The sequence below is a fragment of the Blautia pseudococcoides genome, from assembly GCF_001689125.2.
GTDB classification, from domain to species: domain Bacteria; phylum Bacillota; class Clostridia; order Lachnospirales; family Lachnospiraceae; genus Blautia; species Blautia pseudococcoides.
Genome location: NZ_CP015405.2, coordinates 2,435,907 through 2,455,261, shown reverse-complemented (window position 1 = coordinate 2,455,261; position 19,355 = coordinate 2,435,907). Strand labels below are relative to the sequence as shown.

Sequence of the window (19,355 nt, the reverse complement as noted above, 5' to 3'; positions counted from 1 at the left end):
TTTACTTGTACGGGGGCCTTTGGGCAGTACCGGGAAGGAAACAGACGTGAAGCGTTACAAATAAATACATTTCAGATAAGGGGTAAGGTGATTAATATGAATCCGGCAGATATTTTAAACATTGTAACTTCCCAGTATGGGAATGTTACGGAAAAGTATACGACGGGAATTATGCTGGCAGGGCTTGTTTTTGCACTGCTGAATTGTTTTATGGGATATAAGCTCAGAAAAATCTGGGGCAGTATCCTTGGATTTTTGATCGGTGCCGCGGGAGGCGGAATCGCGGGATATTATTTTCTTCATGAGGCAAAGTACGCGGTAATTGCAGGGATCGCTGGTGCATTGGTGCTTGGCCTGCTTGCCTGGGTTTTCTATAAATTGGGGATTTTTGTGCTGTGCGCGGGCCTGGTGTATGCGCTGGCAAACTCTTTTTTAAGCGCGCCCACAAATACAGGCAGGATCATCTGCATTGCCATAGGAATCTTTGCCGCTACCATGGCCATCGGTTATGAGGAATATGTGATCATCGGTATTACAGGGATCTGCGGTGGTTTGGGAGCGATCAGGATCCTGTTTTCTATGACAGGCAAAGACGGCGGTGCAGGGACCTGGCTGCTGGGTCTGATCCTGGCTTTTTTGGGTATTGCGGTGCAGGCGGCTCCCCTTCTTCGGAACAGGGAGAAAAAACAGGGCAGGGGGAGCAGCGGGGAGCCTTTATTTAACCGGAAAAAGAGGAAATTCAGCCTTCCTTCGCTGCCGGGCAGAAAAAAGAAGACAAAGAAGAAGACCGTTTACAAGACTACAGAGAAGAGCCGCGGCAATGCATCATCCGGGCGGACCCCTTTAAGGAGCGGAAGAAGCGGGAGCAGCAGCCAGGGAAGCGGCCGCCAGAGTCAGACACTCCGCAGACAGACAGAGGAGCCGGGAGAAAGGACAAGGGAAATCCCCGATATGGCAAAACTGCGGGAACAGGATTATAATACCGGACTGAAACCGGGCCATTCCTCATACAGTGGTGTGGGAGCGGGAATTGACTTGGATGATCTGAGCCGGGAACTCTCCCAGGAAATCCAGAAAATATATAAAGAAGACGAGTAAGAAGGCGAGAGGCCGTTTGTGTAGTTGACAAACGGCTTCTTTCTTAGTATACTTTGAAAGAAAAGATTTGATTATCAAACTATTTAAGACATAAAGGAATTCCCGGATAGGATTCGGTGAAAATATGATGGAATAAGAGGTAGGAAAAGTATGGTAGCAAGGATAGTGGGAACAGGCAGTGCAGTTCCTGAAAATATTGTGACAAACGATGATTTATCCAGGGTTGTGGACACAAACGATGAATGGATTTCCACGCGTACCGGAATCCGGGAGAGAAGAATCGCAAAAGAGGAAAATACAGCAATACTGGCATGCCGTGCCGCGAAAAAGGCACTGGAGAATGCCAGCATGGATGTTGAGGATGTGGAGCTGATCATAGTGGCTACCTGTACGCCGGATTCCTTTTTCCCAAACACTGCCTGCCAGGTGCAGAAGGCCATCGGCGCCTCTCATGCTGTGGGATTTGACCTGAGCGCAGCCTGCTCCGGGTTTGTGTTTGCACTGAGTACAGTCCAGGCGTATATAAAGAGCGGAGTTTATAAAAATGCACTGATAATCGGAGCGGAAACCCTGTCAAAGCTGCTGAACTGGGAAGACAGGAGTACATGCGTGCTGTTCGGGGACGGAGCGGGCGCTGTTGTGGTAAGAGCTGATGAGAGTGGGGTTGTGGACATGGTCCAGTGGTCAGACGGCAGAGGTGACGGCGTTCTCACCTGCGGCGCACGCCAGATGAAAAATATACTGGTGCCAGGTGTACAGGAGACGGACTATGTAGCCATGGAAGGACAGCCTGTGTTCAAATTCGCAGTGAAGAAGGTACCGGAGTGTATCATGCAGGTGCTTGAGAAAACAGGAATAAATAAAGAGGAGATCAAGTATTATGTTCTGCACCAGGCTAACAGCAGAATTATCCAGTCTGTGGCAAAAAGGCTGAAGGAGGATGAGGAGAAATTCCCCGTAAACCTGGAGCGATACGGTAATACCTCGGCAGCCAGTATTCCAATCCTGCTGGATGAGATGAACCGTGAGGGAAAATTAGAAAAAGGGGACAAGCTTGTCCTGTCAGGTTTCGGAGCAGGGCTTACCTGGGGTGCTGTACTGGTTGAATGGTAAAGGAGGAAGAATATATGAGATTACTGATAAAACAGAGAGTGTTTTCCTGGACGGATACTTATGATGTATATGATGAGAACGGAACACCAAAATATTTTGTCAAAGGAGAGTTTCTTTCTATTGGCCACAAGATTCGTATTTATCGCCACGACACCGGTGAGGAAGTGGGTATGGTGAGAGAGAAACTGATGACCGTCATGCCCAGATTCGAGCTGATAACAGGCGGCAGGGTTCTGGGAAGTATACAAAAGCGCTTTGCTCTGTTTAAACCCAAATACGAGATTGATTACAACGACTGGAGAGTGGAGGGAGACTTTCTGGAATGGGACTATGATGTCTATCAGGAATGCTGCCCTATCATGCATATCCGGAAGGAACCCTTCCATTGGGGTGACACGTATGTGATTGATTATGCCTGCCTGGATGATGAATTGATCGGGCTGCTGACCGTGATCGCCATTGATGCCGCAAACTGCAGTGATGGAAAACGGTAGACACAGCAGAGAAAACAGAGCGTTTGACAGGGAGGGATCATATGGAAAATATAATCAGTTACATGAAACAAAAGCCTAAGGTCTATGAGCCAAGTACCTCTGCTTTCTGGGATGATGTACATATTTCCAAGTATATGCTGGAAGCGCACCTGGATCCGGATGATGAGGGGGCCACCAGACAGCATGATTTTATAAAAAAATCTGCGGACTGGATCGCAGATTTCTGCGGGGGTGGGACAGGAAAAAGACTTCTTGATCTAGGATGTGGACCGGGGCTTTATGCCGAGTTGTTTGATGCGCGGGGATTCCAGGTGACAGGTCTTGATTTTTCCAGGCGTTCTGTCCGGTACGCGGAAGAACACGCTGCGAAGGTGGGCAGGGAAATCCGATATTATTATAAGAATTATCTGGAAATGGATTACCGGGAGGAATTTGATGTCATTACCTTGATCTATTGTGATTTTGGGGTGCTGCCTCCAATGGACAGGAAGATTCTTCTTGGAAAAATCAAAAAAGCCCTGAAAAAAGGCGGGATTTTGATTCTCGACGGATTTACGGATGCGGCACCGTTTGAAGAACTTGAAACGGTCCAGTATCAGAAGGAGGGATTCTGGTCCGCGGCCCCCCATGTGGTGATACGGCGCAATTACCGATACCGGGAAACTGCCAATACCCTGGAACAATATCTGATAATCACGGAAGGCGACTGTGCCTGCTATAATCTTTGGAATCAACGGTACACCAGGGAAACCTTTAAGGCGGAAATAGAAGGTGAGGGACTTACCTGTACAGAATTTTATGATGATGTGGCAGGGAAACAATATACAGGGAAAGATGTTACAATCTGTGCAGTCGCACAGAAACTAGCCCCAAATGGAAACTGAAAAATACAGGTTTCCATTTGGGGTTATTATATTGCACTAAATCAGCAGACAGACTTCATCATCTCATATGCGCCGTCTTTCTGAATCTTTTTCAGCATATCTGTCACAGCAGTTTCAAATCCGGGCAGGGATGTCAGATCCATATCCCAGAGTGTCTCATTGGTGCAGACTGCGTGTACATATTCTTCCGGTCCATCCTCTTTATGGGCGGCGAAGAAGGTAAGCACACTCCGGTCGTCCGATACGGTGTAAGTGTCACCTTTTGGGCGGCTGGCAGCAAGCCCGGTATCTGTCAGTTCCCTGCCCTGGTAGAAGGCCAGATAAAAAGCAAAAGATGCGGTGAGGCAGACAGGCAGTTTTCCTGTCTGTTCCACATAGGCTTTCAAGGACGGCAGTACCCTTGCTTTCCACTTGGAAGTGGAATTCAGGGAGATGGACAGCAGTGCATGGTCTATAAACGGATTTTTAAAACGCTCTGTGACAGCAGATGCGAAACTTTCCAGTTCTTCCTTTGGAAGAGACAGGGTAGGGATGATTTCGTCATAGACCGCATGATTCATAAAACCGCAGATGACGGCATCCTCCATACAGTCACGCACAATGTCAAATCCGGCCAGATACGCGCCCATGACCATGGAGGTATGGGCACCATTTAAGATGCGCACCTTGCGCTCCTTGTATGGTTTGTGGTCATCTGTGATGAGTACCGGGAGTCCTGCCTCCTCAAACCGGAGTTCCTCTTTTAAGGAGGCAGGTCCTTCTATTACCCAGAAGGCAAATACTTCTCCGGTATCCATGGCGGCATCCTCCCAGCCGTTTTCCTGGTTCAGCTTATCCTCCTCCCCTTTGGGATACCCGGTCACGATCCGGTCCACAAGTGTGGAACAAAACATGTTTTCTTCGTCCAGCCAAGTGAGGAAATCTTGTTCCAGGTTCCACTGTCTGGCATAGGAGAGCACAAATTTTTTCAGCTCTTTTCCGTTTTCAGCGATCAGTTCGCAGGGGAGGATGACAAATCCATTTCCTTTGTTACGGCCAAAGATTTCATAGCGGCGGTATAGGAACTGGGTCAGTTTACCCGGAAAGCTGGCAGCCGGCTTATCCTCAAACGCGCAGGAAGGGTCGTACACAATCCCTGCCTCAGTTGTATTGCAGGTTATGTAGCGAAGGTCCGGATTCTCCGCACAAGCCATAACTGCCTCATAGTCTGCATAGGCATTGAGACATCGGCTGACACAGGAAATGACCCGCTTATCGTTGACCCTTCTGCCATTTTCAAAGCCCCGCAGGTATAAAGTATAGAGCCCTTCCTGTGTATTCAGATCATCGGCAAGGCTGTGGCCTGGGCGCTTTGGCCTGGGCTGTACAAGGACTGCTTTGCCGTTAAACCCCGTCTTTTCATTTAATACATCAATAAAATAGTCTGTAAAGGCGCGCATAAAATTGCCTTCTCCGAACTGGAGTACACGTTCAGGAGCCTCAGGGAGAAGATAGCCTTTATATTTTTTTTCTTTTAATATCTGATAACCGAGTTTTTCCATGATTTCTATTCTCCTGTCGGTATATTTACCTTTAAGCTGCAGACAGACCCGATTAAAACCCGGCTTTGTGTCTGACTGCAGCGGTGTGGATTTAGAGGGTCACACCCTGTTTAAAAATCGCCATGTCGTGAAAACCAGCTTCCTCTGCCTTAACCTTCTCCCCGGAAGCTACGCGCAGCACATATTCAAAAAGCTGGCCGCTCAACTCCTCCAATGTGACACCCTCCACCAAGGGGCCGCAGTTGAAGTCGATCCAGTTTTTCTTCTTCTCATAGAGCGCTGAATTGCTGGAAATTTTCACAGTGGGCACAGGGGATGCAAAAGGGGTGCCTCTTCCTGTGGTAAACAGGACAATATGAGCCCCTGAAGCAGCCAGAGCAGTGGAGGCTACCAGGTCATTGCCCGGAGCGCTCAACAGGTTCAGTCCCTTTTCCTTCACAGGTTCACCGTAGGAGAGAACACCTTTCACGGGCGCGCTGCCTGATTTCTGGGTACATCCCATGGACTTGTCCTCCAGAGTGGAGATTCCGCCTTTCTTATTGCCGGGTGACGGATTTTCGTAGATTGTCTGGTTGTGGCTTTTGAAATAATTTTTAAAACCATTGATCAGGTCCACCGTCTTGGCAAACAATGCCTCATTGGCACAGCGGTTCATTAGCAGGGTCTCTGCGCCGAACATCTCAGGTACTTCCGTCAGAATAGTGGTGCCGCCCTTGGAGATGAGCAGATCAGAGAAACCTCCCACAGTGGGGTTGGCAGTGATGCCGGACAGACCGTCGCTTCCGCCGCACTTCATACCGATGACAAGTTCCCTGCAGCTTATGGGTTCTCTTGTAAAGCAGCCTGCATAATCTGCAAGTTCCCGGATCATAGCAAGTCCATCACGGATCTCATCCTCGGATTCCTGGGCTGTCAGGAATCGAACCCTTTGGGGATCGTAGGACCCAATATATTTTTTCAATTCCTCAATATTGCTGTTTTCACATCCAAGCCCAAGTACAAGAACACCGCCTGCATTGGGATGGTTGACCAAGTCTGCAAGTATCTGCCGTGTGTATTCCTGGTCATTCCCCATTTGGGAACATCCGTACGGATGGGGAAATGCTGCGATATTGTCAATGGTGCCGGTCTTATAAATCTGTGCCTGTTTTTCAATGGCGGATGCCACGTTATTGACACAGCCTACAGTAGGGATGATCCAGATTTCGTTGCGGACACCCACCCGGCCGCTGTCTCTTTTGTAGCCTTTAAAGAAGCGGTCTTCTGTAGCGGGAAGTTCAGCCGTGTTCTTATGATACGAATAGGTGAGAAGCTCGCCCAGGCCTGTCTTCATATTATGTGTATGAATCCAGGTGCCTGGGGCAATATCCTCCTTAGCCAGTCCGATTGGGGAGCCGTACTTGACGACTGCCTCACCTGTCCGGATGTCCTTCAGGGCAAACTTGTGCCCCTGGGGAATATCCTCTGATAACAGGAGTTCCTTGTTGTCCAAATGGACAGAAGTGCCTTTTGTAAGCGGTGTAAGCGCTACGGCAACACTGTCATCCAGATGGATCTTCAGATAAGTCTGCATGGGAATTTTCATCCTCCTTCATAAATTGCAATTCCAAATAATAGGAAAGTTTGAAATGTAAGGGCTTACATTAAATCTACAACTTGGCGGAGATTTCGTCAACATGAATTTTCAAAATCCGGGAAAAAATAAGAAATTTATTAAAATCATACAAAAACACAGAAGAAAACTTGTGAAAAATGTGGCGGCAAAAAGAATTGCTTTTTCTTTTTCCTATCTGTATAATAAAAAATAAAGTGTAAGGGCTTACACTTCCGCAGCGAAAGGAAAGTGGAATTATGAATATATACGATATCGCGAAACTGGCAGGGGTATCCATTGCAACCGTATCACGGGTGGTCAATGACAGCCCAAAGGTAAGTGAAAAGACAAAAGAAAAAGTACGGGCAGTTATGGCGGCCAACGACTACATACCCAATGTATTTGCCAGGGGCATGAGCCTTAACTCCATGAAGACTGTTGGCATTATCTGTCCCAGTGTTTCAGACCATTATATGGCGTCTGCTGTGTCTTACCTGGAGAAGAATCTGAGAAATTATGGGTATGACTGTATTTTGTACTGCAGCGGATATGAACAGGAGGACAAGGAGATCTCTGTGCAGATGATCCTGCAGAAGCGCATTGACGCACTGCTTTTAGTTGGTTCCTGTTATGCAGGGGACAAGGAGTATGGGGAAGACATTACTTATATTAAGAAAGCTTCCGAAGAAATACCGGTCTTTCTTATGAACGGCTTTATCAGCGGGGAGAATATCTACTGTATGCTCACAGATGATTACCAGTCTGTCTATGATGCCGCTTCCGCCATGCTTGCGTCCGGCAGGAGGCAGATTCTGTTCCTCAGCGACTCTTATTCATACAGTGCGATGCACAAATTGCAGGGATATGAGGATGCGTTGAAGGCAGCAGGCATTCCGGTGCTTGGGGAGCGCAAGGTCTATATTAAGAATGAGATCCATCTGGTGCGGGATATTTTGCTGGCCAGAAGGGATCTGGAGTTTGACGGGGTCATGGCAACAGATGACGGCCTGGCAGTGGGCGCTGTAAAATATGCCAGGGCAAAGAGACTGTCCGTGCCCAAGGATATCAGTATTATAGGTTACAATAATTCAGAACTTTCCATTGGATGTGAGCCGGAGCTGACAACCATAGACGGCAGGGGTGATCTGTTATGTAAAATGACGATCGACTCCCTGATGGAGGTCTTAAAAGGGGAGGATGTGGAGCACAGAAAATATGTGCAGTGCCGTCTGGAAAAACGGTGTACCACGGACTTTTGACAAGAATAAAGAGCAGGATTTTAAGATTTCAGCGGATTAAGAGGAAAAAGAGTGAAAGGAAAAGAAAGATGAGAGGATTAAAGAAAGCCTTTATACTTGCTTTATGTGTCAGTACAGCCCTGGGACTTGGCGGCTGTTCTTCCATAAAAAGTGAGAAGCGGATCGTCCGGATCTCCCATGCGCAGTCGGAGACACATCCGGAGCATCTGGGACTTCTAAAATTTAAAGAATATGTGGAGGAAAATCTGGGTGACAAATATGAGGTCCAGATTTTCCCAAATGAAATACTGGGTTCCGCCCAGAAAGCTATCGAGCTGACACAGACAGGGGCCATTGACTTTGTGGTGGCAGGTACTGCCAATTTGGAGACATTTGCCGATGTGTATGAGGTGTTCAGTATGCCATACCTGTTTACCTCCGAGGAGGCGTACCATGAGGTCATGGGTGATACGGATTATATGAATCAGATTTACGCGTCTACCGATGAAGCCGGTTTCCGTGTTCTGACCTGGTACAATGCGGGAACGAGAAGTTTTTACGCGAAAAAACCAATCCATACACCCGAGGACTTAAAAGGGCTGAAGATCCGTGTGCAGCAGAGCCCGGCCAGCGTAAATATGGTAAAGGCATTCGGCGCAGCAGCGTCCCCTATGAGCTTTGGCGAGGTTTACACGGCCATTCAGCAGGGGGTCATCGACGGAGCGGAGAACAATGAGCTTGCCCTCACAAACAATAAGCACGGAGAAGTGGCAAAATACTACTCCTACAACAAGCATCAGATGGTGCCGGATATGCTGATCGGAAATCTGAAATTCCTTAACGCACTAAGTGACCGGGAACGTGAGGTCTTCGAGCAGGCAGCTCTTCTGTCCACAGCGGTGGAGATGGAAGAGTGGGACAAACAGGTGGAAGAGGCAAAGGATATTGCACAAAACCAGATGGGCGTGGAGTTCATCGACGTAGATATACAGGCTTTCAAGGATAAGGTTTCCAATGTACAGCAGGAAATGCTGGATGACAACCCTGATATTCAGGATTTATATGACCATATCCAGGAGATCAATGAAAAATACGCAAAGGGGGAAGAGTAAATGAAGACGCTGCATTCGGTCAGAAAAGGAATCAACATGGTTTTAAGCTCCGCCTGTGCCGTTATTTTTGCTTTCATGGTATGTATCGGAACCTATCAGATTGTTATTCGTTATTTTTTTAACAGCCCCAGCACAGTTTCCGAGGAGCTTCTGACTTACAGCTTTACCTGGATGGCACTGCTGGCCTCCGCTTATGTGTTCGGAAAGAGAGATCATATGCGTATGGGATTTTTGGCTGACAAGATTACCGGAACCAAAAGAAAAGTCTTGGAAATTGTGATCGAGATTCTGATCATGATCCTGGCTGGAAGTGTAATGATATACGGCGGGGCAACTATTATGAACCTTACCATGACCCAGAAGACGGCATCCCTGGGAATCCCCATGGGTATGATCTACACAGTGGTACCGCTCTCCGGCGTGCTCATTATGCTATACTCCATTTTAAATATTGTGGATCTGTGCAAAGGTTATGAGCAGGAGCATCGGGAAGTAAAAGAATAAGAGGAAAAGGAGTTTCAATTATGAATACAGCATTAGTTTCAGGACTGATCATATTGGTCCTGCTGGTTATCATGCTTCTGGCAGGTGTCCCTATTGCCGTTGCGCTGGGAATCTCTTCCGTATGCGCGATCCTGCCGGTTATGGATACAAGCGTTGCGGTTCTCACGGGAGCGCAGAGGATTTTTTCCGGTATTTCCGTGTTCAGCCTGCTGGCCATACCATTTTTCATTCTGGCAGGAAATATTATGAACAAGGGGGGCATTGCAGTCCGCCTGATTAATCTGGCAAAGCTTATCACAGGGCGCGCTCCCGGTGCGCTGGCTCAGACAAATGTGATTGCAAATATGCTTTTCGGAGCTATCTCCGGTTCCGGTACAGCGGCGGCATCTGCTATGGGCTCCATTATCGGTCCTATTGAGAAGGATGAGGGATATGACCCCAATTTCTCCGCAGCAGCCAATATTGCCACTGCTCCTACAGGACTTCTGATCCCCCCCAGCAACGTTATGATCACTTTCTCCCTGGTCAGTGGCGGAACTTCCGTGGCAGCGCTTTTTATGGCTGGCTACATACCTGGAATTTTGTGGGGACTGGCATGTATGGTAGTGATCTATTTCATTGCGAAGAAAAAAGGTTACCGTGCCAAAACTAAATTTACCTTCAAGGAGGCCATGAAAATCATTTTACAGGCTCTGCCGTGTCTGCTTCTGATCCTTATCGTTATCGGCGGTATTATCGGTGGTATCTTTACAGCTACGGAGGGGTCCGTGGTGGCAGTTGTGTACAGCCTGGTTTTGTCACTGTTCTTTTACCGTTCCATCAGTCTGAAGGATCTGCCGAAGATCTTCAAGGAAAGTGCTGAGATGACAGGCATTATCATCTTCCTGATCGGCGTTTCCAGTATTATGTCATGGGTCATGGCATTTACCAATATACCTACAGCCGTGTCAAACGGCCTGTTGGCAATCAGCAGCAACAAGATCGTTATTTTCCTGCTGATCAACGTGATCCTGCTGATCGTAGGCACATTCATGGACATGACACCTGCCTGCCTGATCTTTACACCGATTTTTCTTCCGGTTTGTACAGCTCTTGGCATGAATCCCATCCATTTTGGTATCATGCTGATATTTAATCTCTGTATAGGAACCATTACACCTCCTGTTGGTACTACATTGTTTGTAGGCGTCAAAGTGGGGAAGGTCAAGATAGAGACTGTGTTCAGACAGCTTTTAATATATTTTGCAGCGATTTTCGTTGTACTTATGCTGGTAACCTATATCCCCCAGCTCAGCCTGTGGCTGCCAAGCCTGATGGGATATGTATAAAAATATAAGGAGGTATGTTTTATGAAACAATTTATGGACAAAGATTTTCTTTTAAGTACACCCACCGCGCAGGAATTATATCATGATCTTGCGGCAAAGGTGCCGGTTCTTGATTACCACTGCCATATCAATCCCCAGGACATCGCAGAGGACAGAAAGTTTGAGAACATCACGCAGGTATGGCTGGGCGGAGACCATTACAAATGGCGCCAGATGCGTTCCAATGGTGTGGAGGAGCGCTATATTACCGGGGACGCGCCGGACAGGGAAAAATTTCAGAAATGGGCGGAGACACTGGAGAAGGCCATTGGCAATCCCCTGTTTCACTGGAGCCATCTGGAACTGCAGCGGTATTTTGGATATACAGGTGTCTTAAACGGGGACACAGCGGAGGAGGTATGGAACCTGTGCAATGCAAAACTCCGGGAGCCTTCCATGAGTGCAAGAAACCTGATCATCCAGTCAAATGTTACACTGATCTGCACCACAGACGATCCGGCGGATGACCTGAAATGGCACAAAATACTTGCCCAGGATAGCAGCTTTCCGGTACAGGTGCTTCCTGCATGGAGACCGGACAAGGCCATGAATCTGGAAAAAGCGGATTACGGCCAGTATCTGGAGACTTTAGCGGCAGCAGCCGATATGGACATCCAGTCTTTTCAGGATTTAAAGGCAGCTCTTAAGTCCAGAATGGCATTTTTCAATGAGATGGGATGCCGTGCGTCAGACCATGGGCTGGAGTTTGTTATGTATGTTCCGGCAGCAGAGCATGAGGTAGAAGCTATTTTCCAGAAACGTCTGAATGATGAGACGGTTACCAGGGAGGAAGAGCTGAAGTTTAAGACTGCATTTATGCTTTTTGCTGCCGCGGAGTATGCAAAGATGGGCTGGGCTATGCAGCTTCATTATGGCTGCAAACGTGACAATAACAAAGATATGTACGCAAAAGTGGGGCCGGATACAGGGTATGACTGTATCAATAATTATGCGCCGTCAGGACAGATCGCGGACTACTTAAACGCACTGGATCAGGAAGGAAGTCTTCCAAAAACCATTATCTACAGCCTGAATCCCAATGATGATGAGGCCATTGGTACTATTATTGGGTGCTTCCAGAACTCTGACGCTGTGGGGAAAATACAGCAGGGTTCCGCATGGTGGTTCAATGACCATAAGACAGGGATGACAAAACAGATGACATCCTTGGCTAATCTGGGGCTGCTGGGAAACTTTATCGGTATGCTGACAGATTCGAGAAGTTTTCTTTCTTATCCGCGGCATGAGTATTTTAGAAGGATACTTTGTGAGCTGATTGGAAATTGGGTGGAAAATGGTGAGTATCCTAAGGATATGAAGATGCTGGAGAAAATTGTGAAAGGGATTTCTTATAATAACGCGGTGCGTTATTTTGGGTTTGAACTGGATGTAAAATAAAATTTGAGACAGAGGCCTGTGTGGAAGAGATTCCATGCGGGCTTTTTTCTTGGCAGATAGGATTTATTACCTTTGGAAACGTCGAATTTTGTATGGCAGATTACCGGCTATTGTGTTAAAATAAACGGAAAAGGATTTAAGAGAGGAGAAATATTGTGGAAAATCGAAGAATTATCCAGGTGGAAGAGAAAGTTCCGCCAAAACTGCTGATACCACTCAGTATCCAGCATATGTTTGCCATGTTCGGCGCGTCTGTGCTGGTTCCGTTTTTGTTTGGTATCAATCCGGCAGTGGTTCTGTTTATGAACGGTGTGGGAACCCTGCTTTTTATACTGATAACTAAGGGGAAGGCGCCGGCTTATCTGGGTTCCAGTTTTGCTTTTATTGCCCCTGCCAGTATTGTGATCAGTAAGTTTGGATACGCTTATGCACTGGGCGGGTTTGTGGCAGTGGGATTTTTGGGATGTATCCTGTCTTTTGTTATTTATAAATTTGGCTCTGACTGGATAGATATTGTGCTCCCTCCGGCAGCCATGGGACCGGTGGTGGCCCTTATCGGTCTGGAATTGTCAAGCACAGCAGCCAGCAATGCAGGTATGCTGGACGAGGCAGTCAACCCGAAAAATGCGGTGGTGTTTTTGGTGACTTTGGGCGTTGCTGTGATCGGGTCAGTAGTATTCCGCAAATTCTTGTCGGTGATCCCTATTCTCATAGCGATTCTTGCGGGATATGCAGCGGCACTTCTCTGCGGCATCGTGGATTTTACGGAGGTGGCAAATGCCTCCGTCTTTGCAATGCCAAATTTCTCAGCGCCTAAGTTCAATCTGCAGGCAGTATTGATCATTCTTCCGGTCATTCTGGTCATTGCTTCGGAGCATATCGGACATCAGATCGTTACGGGTAAAATTGTGGGAAGGGATTTGATCAAGGACCCCGGACTGCACCGCTCCCTTTTTGCGGATAACTTTTCTACCATGATCTCCGGTTTTATCGGCTCAGTGCCCACCACCACATACGGTGAGAATATCGGTGTTATGGCAGTGACAAGGGTTTACAGTGTATATGTGATCGGCGGAGCCGCAGTGCTTTCTATTGTCTGCTCCTTTGTGGGAAAGCTGTCAGCACTTATCAGCACCATTCCGGGACCCGTTATCGGAGGAATTTCTTTCCTTCTGTATGGTATGATCGGTACTTCCGGCATCCGGATTCTGGTGGATGGACGTGTGGATTATGGCCGTTCCAGAAATCTGGCGCTGACATCTGTGATATTTGTGACCGGTTTGTCGGGAATCTCTGTCAGATTTGGACAGATAGAATTAAAAGGTATGGTCTTGGCTTGTGTGGTTGGAATGCTCTTAAGCCTGTTGTTCTATGTGCTGGACAGATTTAAACTGACCAATGATTTTGAGGAAGAATAGAATTGTATAAATTATAGGGGACCGGCATTGGTTTAAAAATAAAAACCAATGCCGGTTATTATATTGGGATCAATTTACAGCGAGAAGACACAGAGAATCCATAGGGCCTGTTATTTAGATGCAGCGGCGGATGTATTTGCAGATGGATCTCTGAGTTATTTCGGATAGTTTTTTAAGAATATTTCAATGATCTCCTGAAGGACCCTCTGGCTTTTGAAATCCAGGGAACGCATTTGCTCTGCGTACTTTGACATTCTGGCCTCATGGCTGGCACTGATGACTCCCGAGAGAAGTTCATCTGCAGAAGCTTCCAGAGCGTTGGCGATCACGGAGAAGGTTTCCAGTGTGGGGATTTTTTCACCGCGCTCGATCATTCCAATATATGCTGCACTTAGATGAACTTCCTCAGCCAGTTTTTCCTGGCTCCAGGATTTTGCCTTGCGTTTGGCGCGAATCTGAAATCCGATGTCTGAAAAATCCATATGCTTTCTCCTTCGTGTTTGCTCTGCTATAAGTATAGGTGAGAAAGGAGAGAAAGGACAGCAACCAGTAGTGAACTATTTGCACTGCCAGTTTATGCATATGAAAAAATATAGTTTTTAGGGAATCGGATTAGGATAATCTATAGGTATTTTTTGCGGAGATTGACTTTTTTGATAATTGCCCATATAATGATTCCTATATTCCAGTTGTGGGTGTACAGCAGGCAACAGGAAATAGTGAGCGGCACCGTGTGCGTGAGGCCAATCCCTACATCCTTGAAATTGGTCCCGCACAGGACAGAGAATCTTTCCTGACTGGGGTATGAACCGTTGCTGAAAAACGAGGTGCTTTTCGGTCCTGCTCTATCAATTCAAAATCAGCACTGTATGTTTCAAGTGTTCCATCAATTGGTGAATGGAATACATTCTGAAATCTCATTTCCTTACTTTTTATTCATTATAACAATCACAACACTGTATCCGGCTATGCACCAGCAGATTAGTTTTACATAAGGAACAACTCCGACGGAAAATGCATCACTGGCAAAGGCGGCGCGAATGATCTGCACCATGGAATCCAGTGGCAGAAAGATCAGCATAAAAGCTGTATGGAACGGGAACCGAAAAGAGGCCTGCAGAGGTGGAATTTTCCGTTTACGTCTTTGGAGCAGGCAAAGCTCTATCTGCGAACTGCTGATTTTACCATGAAAAAGTCATGCGGAATTTATGAACTGAAGAATACCCAGGGAAGAGTTTCATATAAAATCTTCCCCGGTACAGAAGAATTGCAGGTTTATTTGAAAAAGAACCGAAATAAGAGATGTGAAACCATGCTGCCTGTTTTTTCTGAGAAAGAATATCGGGAGTACCCAAACACCCGGATACGGAGATTGGAGCAGGAGGAAATAGAAAGGTATCTGCAGGAGAAAAATGCTCTGAGATAACTACAAATCTGTTTCCTTTTTCAGCCTGTACGCGGCAAAGAAAAATCCCAGCATTCCGCCTTCAGCATATAATTCATGATACCGCGTTTTTCTCCATGTTTTCTGTCAGTGGGATATGCATTCAGAACACATCCTTCATTTCTGGCGGCTGTGGGAGGAATCCCGTGGACACTTTGAAAGGCACGGTTGAATGAGGTAGGCGAAGGATAGCCGTACTTCAGGGCAACGCGGCGGCATTGCTTAATTTTGTTAATCATTCCATTGTTTTGTCTCCTTGCTTACAGCATATCTTATAAAAATAGTATAATCCTCTCTTTTGGTTCCCTGTTTTGTAAAGGGAAGTTCTGTTTTCATGTCCGGTTTAGGATCACAACACCAAACGTTTATGCGGATATGGGTTACGTTCACACTATTATCATGTAAAATAATATATTGTCTGATAATATACGGATGAGTGATCCGGTGATACGGTCTGCCAGAATGTTACACACCTGTAACGCATTTTGTCATAGATTACATCCCGAACCGGGCTTAATCTGCGGAAAGAGGATAGAAATTTTATATTTGTGGTATATGACATGTTAAGAATTTATTTTCTATTGTACACAAAAATGAAAAAATAGTCACAAACTTTGTCATTTCATTAAAAAAATAGTCACTGGATTGTACATGTAAAGTCTTTCAAACTTAAAACAAGATAGCTTATATTAGTAACAACTTTTCTATATAATACCAAGCATGGACAGCAAATCCAGTCATTTGCTGTGAAAGAGGGGCTATTATGGATAAAAAGATCAGAAAGAACAGGATAAGGCGTGCCCGGCAGGTCAGGCGTATCAAGAAAAGACTCACATCAGGTGTGCTCCTGCTGGCAGCGCTGCTTTTCGTTTTCCTGTTTTTTGTGCCAAAGGTATCTGCAAAGAGAGAATTAAAAGCACAGGCAGCCCGGGAACAGGAACTGGAATCTAAGATGACAAAGGTTACCATTGGAGCTGTCGGTACCTGTATCTTCGGCGACGAGCGGGGGACAGGGGAAAAGGGAAGTTTCCTGGAAGCATACAAAAAGGAAGAAAATCCTGCTTACTTTTTTCAGAAGGTGAAAAAAGAGCTGGATAAAGCCGATGTAAATGTTGCGAATTTTATCGGAGATATGTCAGATGAGACCGCAGCAGGCAGGAAGCATCCCATTAAGGGACAGAAAGAATATGCAGATATTTTCAAAGCGGGTTCCATTGATTTGGTGAACCTGGCCAATGACAGAACAAAGGACTACGGACAGGAAGGATATTACGATACAGCCATTGCATTGAACGAAGCGGGAGTGGGAGCATTTGGACATGACCGGGTTTCTTTTAAAAATGTAAATGGAATTCAAATTGGCTTCATCGGCATTGATGTGCTTGACAAATCTATGGATATGCAGGCACTGCTGGTTAAGAATATACAGCTGGCAAAGGGCGCAGGCGCACACATGATAGTTGTGTGTATGAACTGGGGCAGTGAAGGGGCCCAAAAGCCCGGCAAAAGCCAGGAGGAATGGGCACACAGAGCCGTTGAAGCGGGGGCAGATCTGGTGCTGGGGTATCACCCTTCCCATGTACAGCAGGTAGAGAGATATGAGGGGAGTTATATCATATACAGCCTGGGAGTATTTTGCAATGGGGCAGATAAGAACCCTGAGGTTTGGGACAGTGTGATATACCGCCAGACATTCGGGTTTTTGGATGGAAAGCTTGCGAAGGCCTGGGAACCGGAGCAGATTCCATGCAGGATATCATCCGATTCCGGGGAAAATAATTTTCAGCCGGAATTGGGTGTTTAAAACCCGCCCCTGAAGATGTGAGGGGATGAATTTCCATGGTATTCTGTTCCCGGAACTGCAGAGGATTATCTGCAGTTCCGGGGATTTTTTTAGCTTCTTTTAAGGTTTTTATGATATTATGATAATAAAATAATTAATGATTTCCTTTCCCGGATCCGTTTCATGGGGGAAAGGTGACCATCTAGCTTATGGCATCCACAGGAGGGAAAACATGCGGTTACTTCTTGCAGAAGACGAAAAAGAGCTGGCAAACGCGCTGGCAGCAGTGTTGAAGCACAACAAGTATTCCATAGATGTGGTTTATAACGGGGCAGATGCCTATGACTGGGCCCAGGCGGCTGCGTATGACGGTATGATCCTGGATATCATGATGCCCAGGATGAGCGGCCTTGAAGTGCTGGAAGCGCTGAGAAAGCAGGGCTGTACTGTGCCTATCCTGCTTCTTACTGCTAAGGGGGAGATTGAAGACCGGGTCACAGGACTGGATTTGGGAGCGGACGATTATCTTCCAAAACCGTTTGCCATGAAAGAACTGCTTGCCAGAATCAGGGCCATGACCAGAAGAAAGTCAGAGTTTTCAGCAAATGTGCTGGATTTCCATGAGCTGACCCTGAACCGGGAGAATTTTGAACTGGGTTATAAAAGCCAGGCTCTCCGTCTGGGAAATAAGGAGTTTCAGATGATGGAAATGCTTATGAGAAATTCCAACCAGTTTATTTCAGCAGAGCAGTTCATGGAAAAGATATGGGGATATGAAGCGGAGGCCGAGGTGAGCGTGGTATGGGTCTATCTCTCTTATTTGCGAAAGAAACTCCAGAGACTGGGTGCACCTGTAGAAATCAAGGCAGCCAGAGGGATCGGCTATAAACTGGAGAAAAAAGCCTGAGCCGGAAAGGTGTGCATATGATAAAAAAACTACAGAGGAAGTTTGTCATGATAACCATGATCTCCCTGCTCGCTGTGCTTCTGCTTGTGGTAGGGGGGATCAATGGGCTGAATATTTACCAGACCAACGGCAAGTCCAATATTCTTCTGGATATGCTGGTTCAAAACAGCGGGAGTTTTCCAAAGCAATGGGATAAGGGCACCCACCCTCCAGAACCCGGTGAGGAGACAATGCCAAAGGATGGGGAGGACAAGTCTGAGGTACAGCAGAGTCCCGGAGAACCGCCGGCTTCGCAGGAGGGCGATGGTATACGCGGACGGGGCGGGCTGTTTGGCTACCGGATATCAGAGGAGACTCCTTTTGAGACCCGGTACTTTTCCGTGACCATTCCAAAAGAACTGGCAGATTCCAGTGAAACGGTGTCTGTCTCACAGATGCAGATGGATTTGACACATGTGGCGGCAGTTACAGAGGAGGAGGTGGCTGCATTTGCCAATGAGGTTTTGAAAAAGGGAAGGGAAAAGGGCTACTGCGGCCAATATAAATACCAGAAGACTGTGAAGGAGGATGGGCAGACGCTTCTGATATTTGTAGACTGCGGCAATGATTTGCAGTCTATCCGGAATTTTGCGGGAATATCTTTGCTCGTGGCATTTCTCTGCCTGGTGCTGGTGCTGTTTTTGGTAAGTGTGTTCTCCAGAAGGGCAATCAGGCCGGTGATCGAGAGTATGGAAAAGCAGAGGCAGTTCATAACGGACGCAGGTCATGAAATCAAGACCCCCATTGCCATTATCTCTGCCAATGCAGAGGTGATCGAAATGTGTGAGGGGGAGAGTGAATGGACCAGGAGCATCCGAAACCAGGTGGAGCGTCTGGGAGAGCTGGTGAAAAATCTGCTTACGCTGTCCCGGCTGGATGAAATGCAGGAGAGGCTTCAGACCGCAGATTTTTCCTGCTCCGAGACGGTAAAAGAGTGTGTGGATGCTTTTGCGCCCATGGCGCAGGCAAAAGGGCTGCAGATACAGAAGCAGATACCCCAAGGGCTTTATATGAATGGATGTGAATCCAATATCCGGCAGTTCGTGACGATCCTTATGGATAACGCAGTCAAATATGCCCCGGATGGAGGAGGTATCCGCATAACTCTGGAGAAAAAAGAGCGAATACTGGAGCTTTCTGTCTACAACGATTGTGAGGAGATTCCGGACGGGGATCTGAACAGGCTTTTTGACCGGTTCTACCGGGCTGACAGTTCCCGCTCCAGAAAGACAGGGGGATACGGGATCGGACTGTCAGTGGCTCATGCCATTGTAAAAGCACATAAGGGAAAGATCACAGCCAGGGCAGAGGACACGGGTATATGCTTCACGGCAAGGCTTCCATTGAAATAGACGGCTGCTTTAAGGCAGACAGCAGAAAAAAATTTGCTGTCTGTCTTTTTAAGTTAATTTAAGGTTGAA

Annotated in this window: 18 protein-coding genes; 14 read left to right on the top strand and 4 right to left on the bottom strand. The window is 46.9% G+C overall.

The window, feature by feature from the left end:
- Window positions 1–96 precede the first annotated feature (96 nt).
- The 4 genes from A4V09_RS11730 to A4V09_RS11715 all read left to right on the top strand — a co-directional run bounded on the left by A4V09_RS11730 (window position 97) and on the right by A4V09_RS11715 (window position 3,589).
- The gene (locus tag A4V09_RS11730; protein WP_157123499.1) at window positions 97–1,098 is read left to right on the top strand and encodes a TM7S3/TM198-like domain-containing protein; all 1,002 of its coding nucleotides are present in this window, start codon (window positions 97–99) and stop codon (window positions 1,096–1,098) included.
- A gap of 150 nt (window positions 1,099–1,248) precedes the next feature.
- Window positions 1,249–2,211 (top strand): beta-ketoacyl-ACP synthase III, encoded by a 963-nt coding sequence (locus A4V09_RS11725; protein WP_065542515.1) that lies wholly within the window; start codon window positions 1,249–1,251, stop codon window positions 2,209–2,211.
- A gap of 14 nt (window positions 2,212–2,225) precedes the next feature.
- A complete protein-coding gene (locus A4V09_RS11720) occupies window positions 2,226–2,705 on the top strand; it encodes an LURP-one-related/scramblase family protein (RefSeq protein ID WP_065544746.1) in 480 nt (159 codons plus the stop codon).
- Window positions 2,706–2,746: 41 nt separating this feature from the next.
- Window positions 2,747–3,589 carry a class I SAM-dependent methyltransferase gene (locus A4V09_RS11715; protein ID WP_065542514.1) on the top strand — a complete coding sequence of 281 codons (843 nt, stop codon included), beginning with the start codon at window positions 2,747–2,749 and terminating at the stop codon, window positions 3,587–3,589.
- A gap of 41 nt (window positions 3,590–3,630) precedes the next feature.
- On the opposite strand, the gene A4V09_RS11710 is transcribed toward A4V09_RS11715, so the two are convergent.
- Together A4V09_RS11710 and A4V09_RS11705 are read right to left on the bottom strand one after the other, a co-directional pair.
- Window positions 3,631–5,130, bottom strand: coding sequence for a tagaturonate reductase (locus A4V09_RS11710; protein WP_065542513.1), 1,500 nt, complete (start codon window positions 5,128–5,130; stop codon window positions 3,631–3,633).
- 91 nt (window positions 5,131–5,221) lie between these two features.
- Window positions 5,222–6,703: a UxaA family hydrolase gene (locus A4V09_RS11705; RefSeq protein ID WP_065542512.1), complete on the bottom strand. Its 1,482-nt coding sequence runs from the start codon at window positions 6,701–6,703 to the stop codon at window positions 5,222–5,224.
- Window positions 6,704–6,981: 278 nt separating this feature from the next.
- Here A4V09_RS11705 and A4V09_RS11700 point away from each other — a divergent pair, with 278 nt between their 5' ends.
- The 6 genes from A4V09_RS11700 (at window position 6,982) to uraA (ending at window position 13,761) form a co-directional block, all read left to right on the top strand.
- Window positions 6,982–7,983: a LacI family DNA-binding transcriptional regulator gene (locus tag A4V09_RS11700; RefSeq protein WP_065542511.1), complete on the top strand. Its 1,002-nt coding sequence runs from the start codon at window positions 6,982–6,984 to the stop codon at window positions 7,981–7,983.
- A 68-nt stretch (window positions 7,984–8,051) separates the two neighbouring features.
- Window positions 8,052–9,074 (top strand): TRAP transporter substrate-binding protein, encoded by a 1,023-nt coding sequence (locus A4V09_RS11695; protein ID WP_065542510.1) that lies wholly within the window; start codon window positions 8,052–8,054, stop codon window positions 9,072–9,074.
- Window positions 9,075–9,578 carry a TRAP transporter small permease gene (locus A4V09_RS11690; protein ID WP_065542509.1) on the top strand — a complete coding sequence of 168 codons (504 nt, stop codon included), beginning with the start codon at window positions 9,075–9,077 and terminating at the stop codon, window positions 9,576–9,578. It abuts the gene before it with no gap.
- A gap of 20 nt (window positions 9,579–9,598) precedes the next feature.
- The gene (locus tag A4V09_RS11685) at window positions 9,599–10,906 is read left to right on the top strand and encodes a TRAP transporter large permease (RefSeq protein ID WP_065542508.1); all 1,308 of its coding nucleotides are present in this window, start codon (window positions 9,599–9,601) and stop codon (window positions 10,904–10,906) included.
- 21 nt (window positions 10,907–10,927) lie between these two features.
- The gene (gene uxaC, locus A4V09_RS11680; protein ID WP_065542507.1) at window positions 10,928–12,343 is read left to right on the top strand and encodes a glucuronate isomerase; all 1,416 of its coding nucleotides are present in this window, start codon (window positions 10,928–10,930) and stop codon (window positions 12,341–12,343) included.
- 155 nt (window positions 12,344–12,498) lie between these two features.
- Complete coding sequence (uraA, locus tag A4V09_RS11675) at window positions 12,499–13,761, top strand: uracil permease (RefSeq protein ID WP_065542506.1); 1,263 nt, start codon at window positions 12,499–12,501, stop codon at window positions 13,759–13,761.
- A gap of 155 nt (window positions 13,762–13,916) precedes the next feature.
- Here the strand turns inward: uraA and A4V09_RS11670 are convergent, their stop codons facing one another.
- Window positions 13,917–14,243: a helix-turn-helix domain-containing protein gene (locus tag A4V09_RS11670; protein WP_065542505.1), complete on the bottom strand. Its 327-nt coding sequence runs from the start codon at window positions 14,241–14,243 to the stop codon at window positions 13,917–13,919.
- Window positions 14,244–14,851: 608 nt separating this feature from the next.
- Here A4V09_RS11670 and A4V09_RS11665 point away from each other — a divergent pair.
- Window positions 14,852–15,187 (top strand): hypothetical protein, encoded by a 336-nt coding sequence (locus A4V09_RS11665; RefSeq protein ID WP_065542504.1) that lies wholly within the window; start codon window positions 14,852–14,854, stop codon window positions 15,185–15,187.
- A 20-nt stretch (window positions 15,188–15,207) separates the two neighbouring features.
- Here A4V09_RS11665 and A4V09_RS26800 read toward each other — a convergent pair whose 3' ends face one another.
- Entirely contained in the window at window positions 15,208–15,444 is a 237-nt protein-coding gene (locus A4V09_RS26800; protein WP_065542503.1) for an AraC family transcriptional regulator, read from the bottom strand.
- Window positions 15,445–15,968: 524 nt separating this feature from the next.
- On the opposite strand from A4V09_RS26800, the gene A4V09_RS11655 reads away from it, so the two are divergent.
- The 3 genes from A4V09_RS11655 (at window position 15,969) to A4V09_RS11645 (ending at window position 19,286) form a co-directional block, all read left to right on the top strand.
- The gene (locus A4V09_RS11655) at window positions 15,969–17,009 is read left to right on the top strand and encodes a CapA family protein (protein WP_065542502.1); all 1,041 of its coding nucleotides are present in this window, start codon (window positions 15,969–15,971) and stop codon (window positions 17,007–17,009) included.
- Window positions 17,010–17,220: 211 nt separating this feature from the next.
- Window positions 17,221–17,895: a response regulator transcription factor gene (locus A4V09_RS11650; RefSeq protein ID WP_065542501.1), complete on the top strand. Its 675-nt coding sequence runs from the start codon at window positions 17,221–17,223 to the stop codon at window positions 17,893–17,895.
- A gap of 17 nt (window positions 17,896–17,912) precedes the next feature.
- Window positions 17,913–19,286 (top strand): sensor histidine kinase, encoded by a 1,374-nt coding sequence (locus A4V09_RS11645; protein WP_065542500.1) that lies wholly within the window; start codon window positions 17,913–17,915, stop codon window positions 19,284–19,286.
- The last annotated feature ends 69 nt before the right edge of the window (window positions 19,287–19,355 follow it).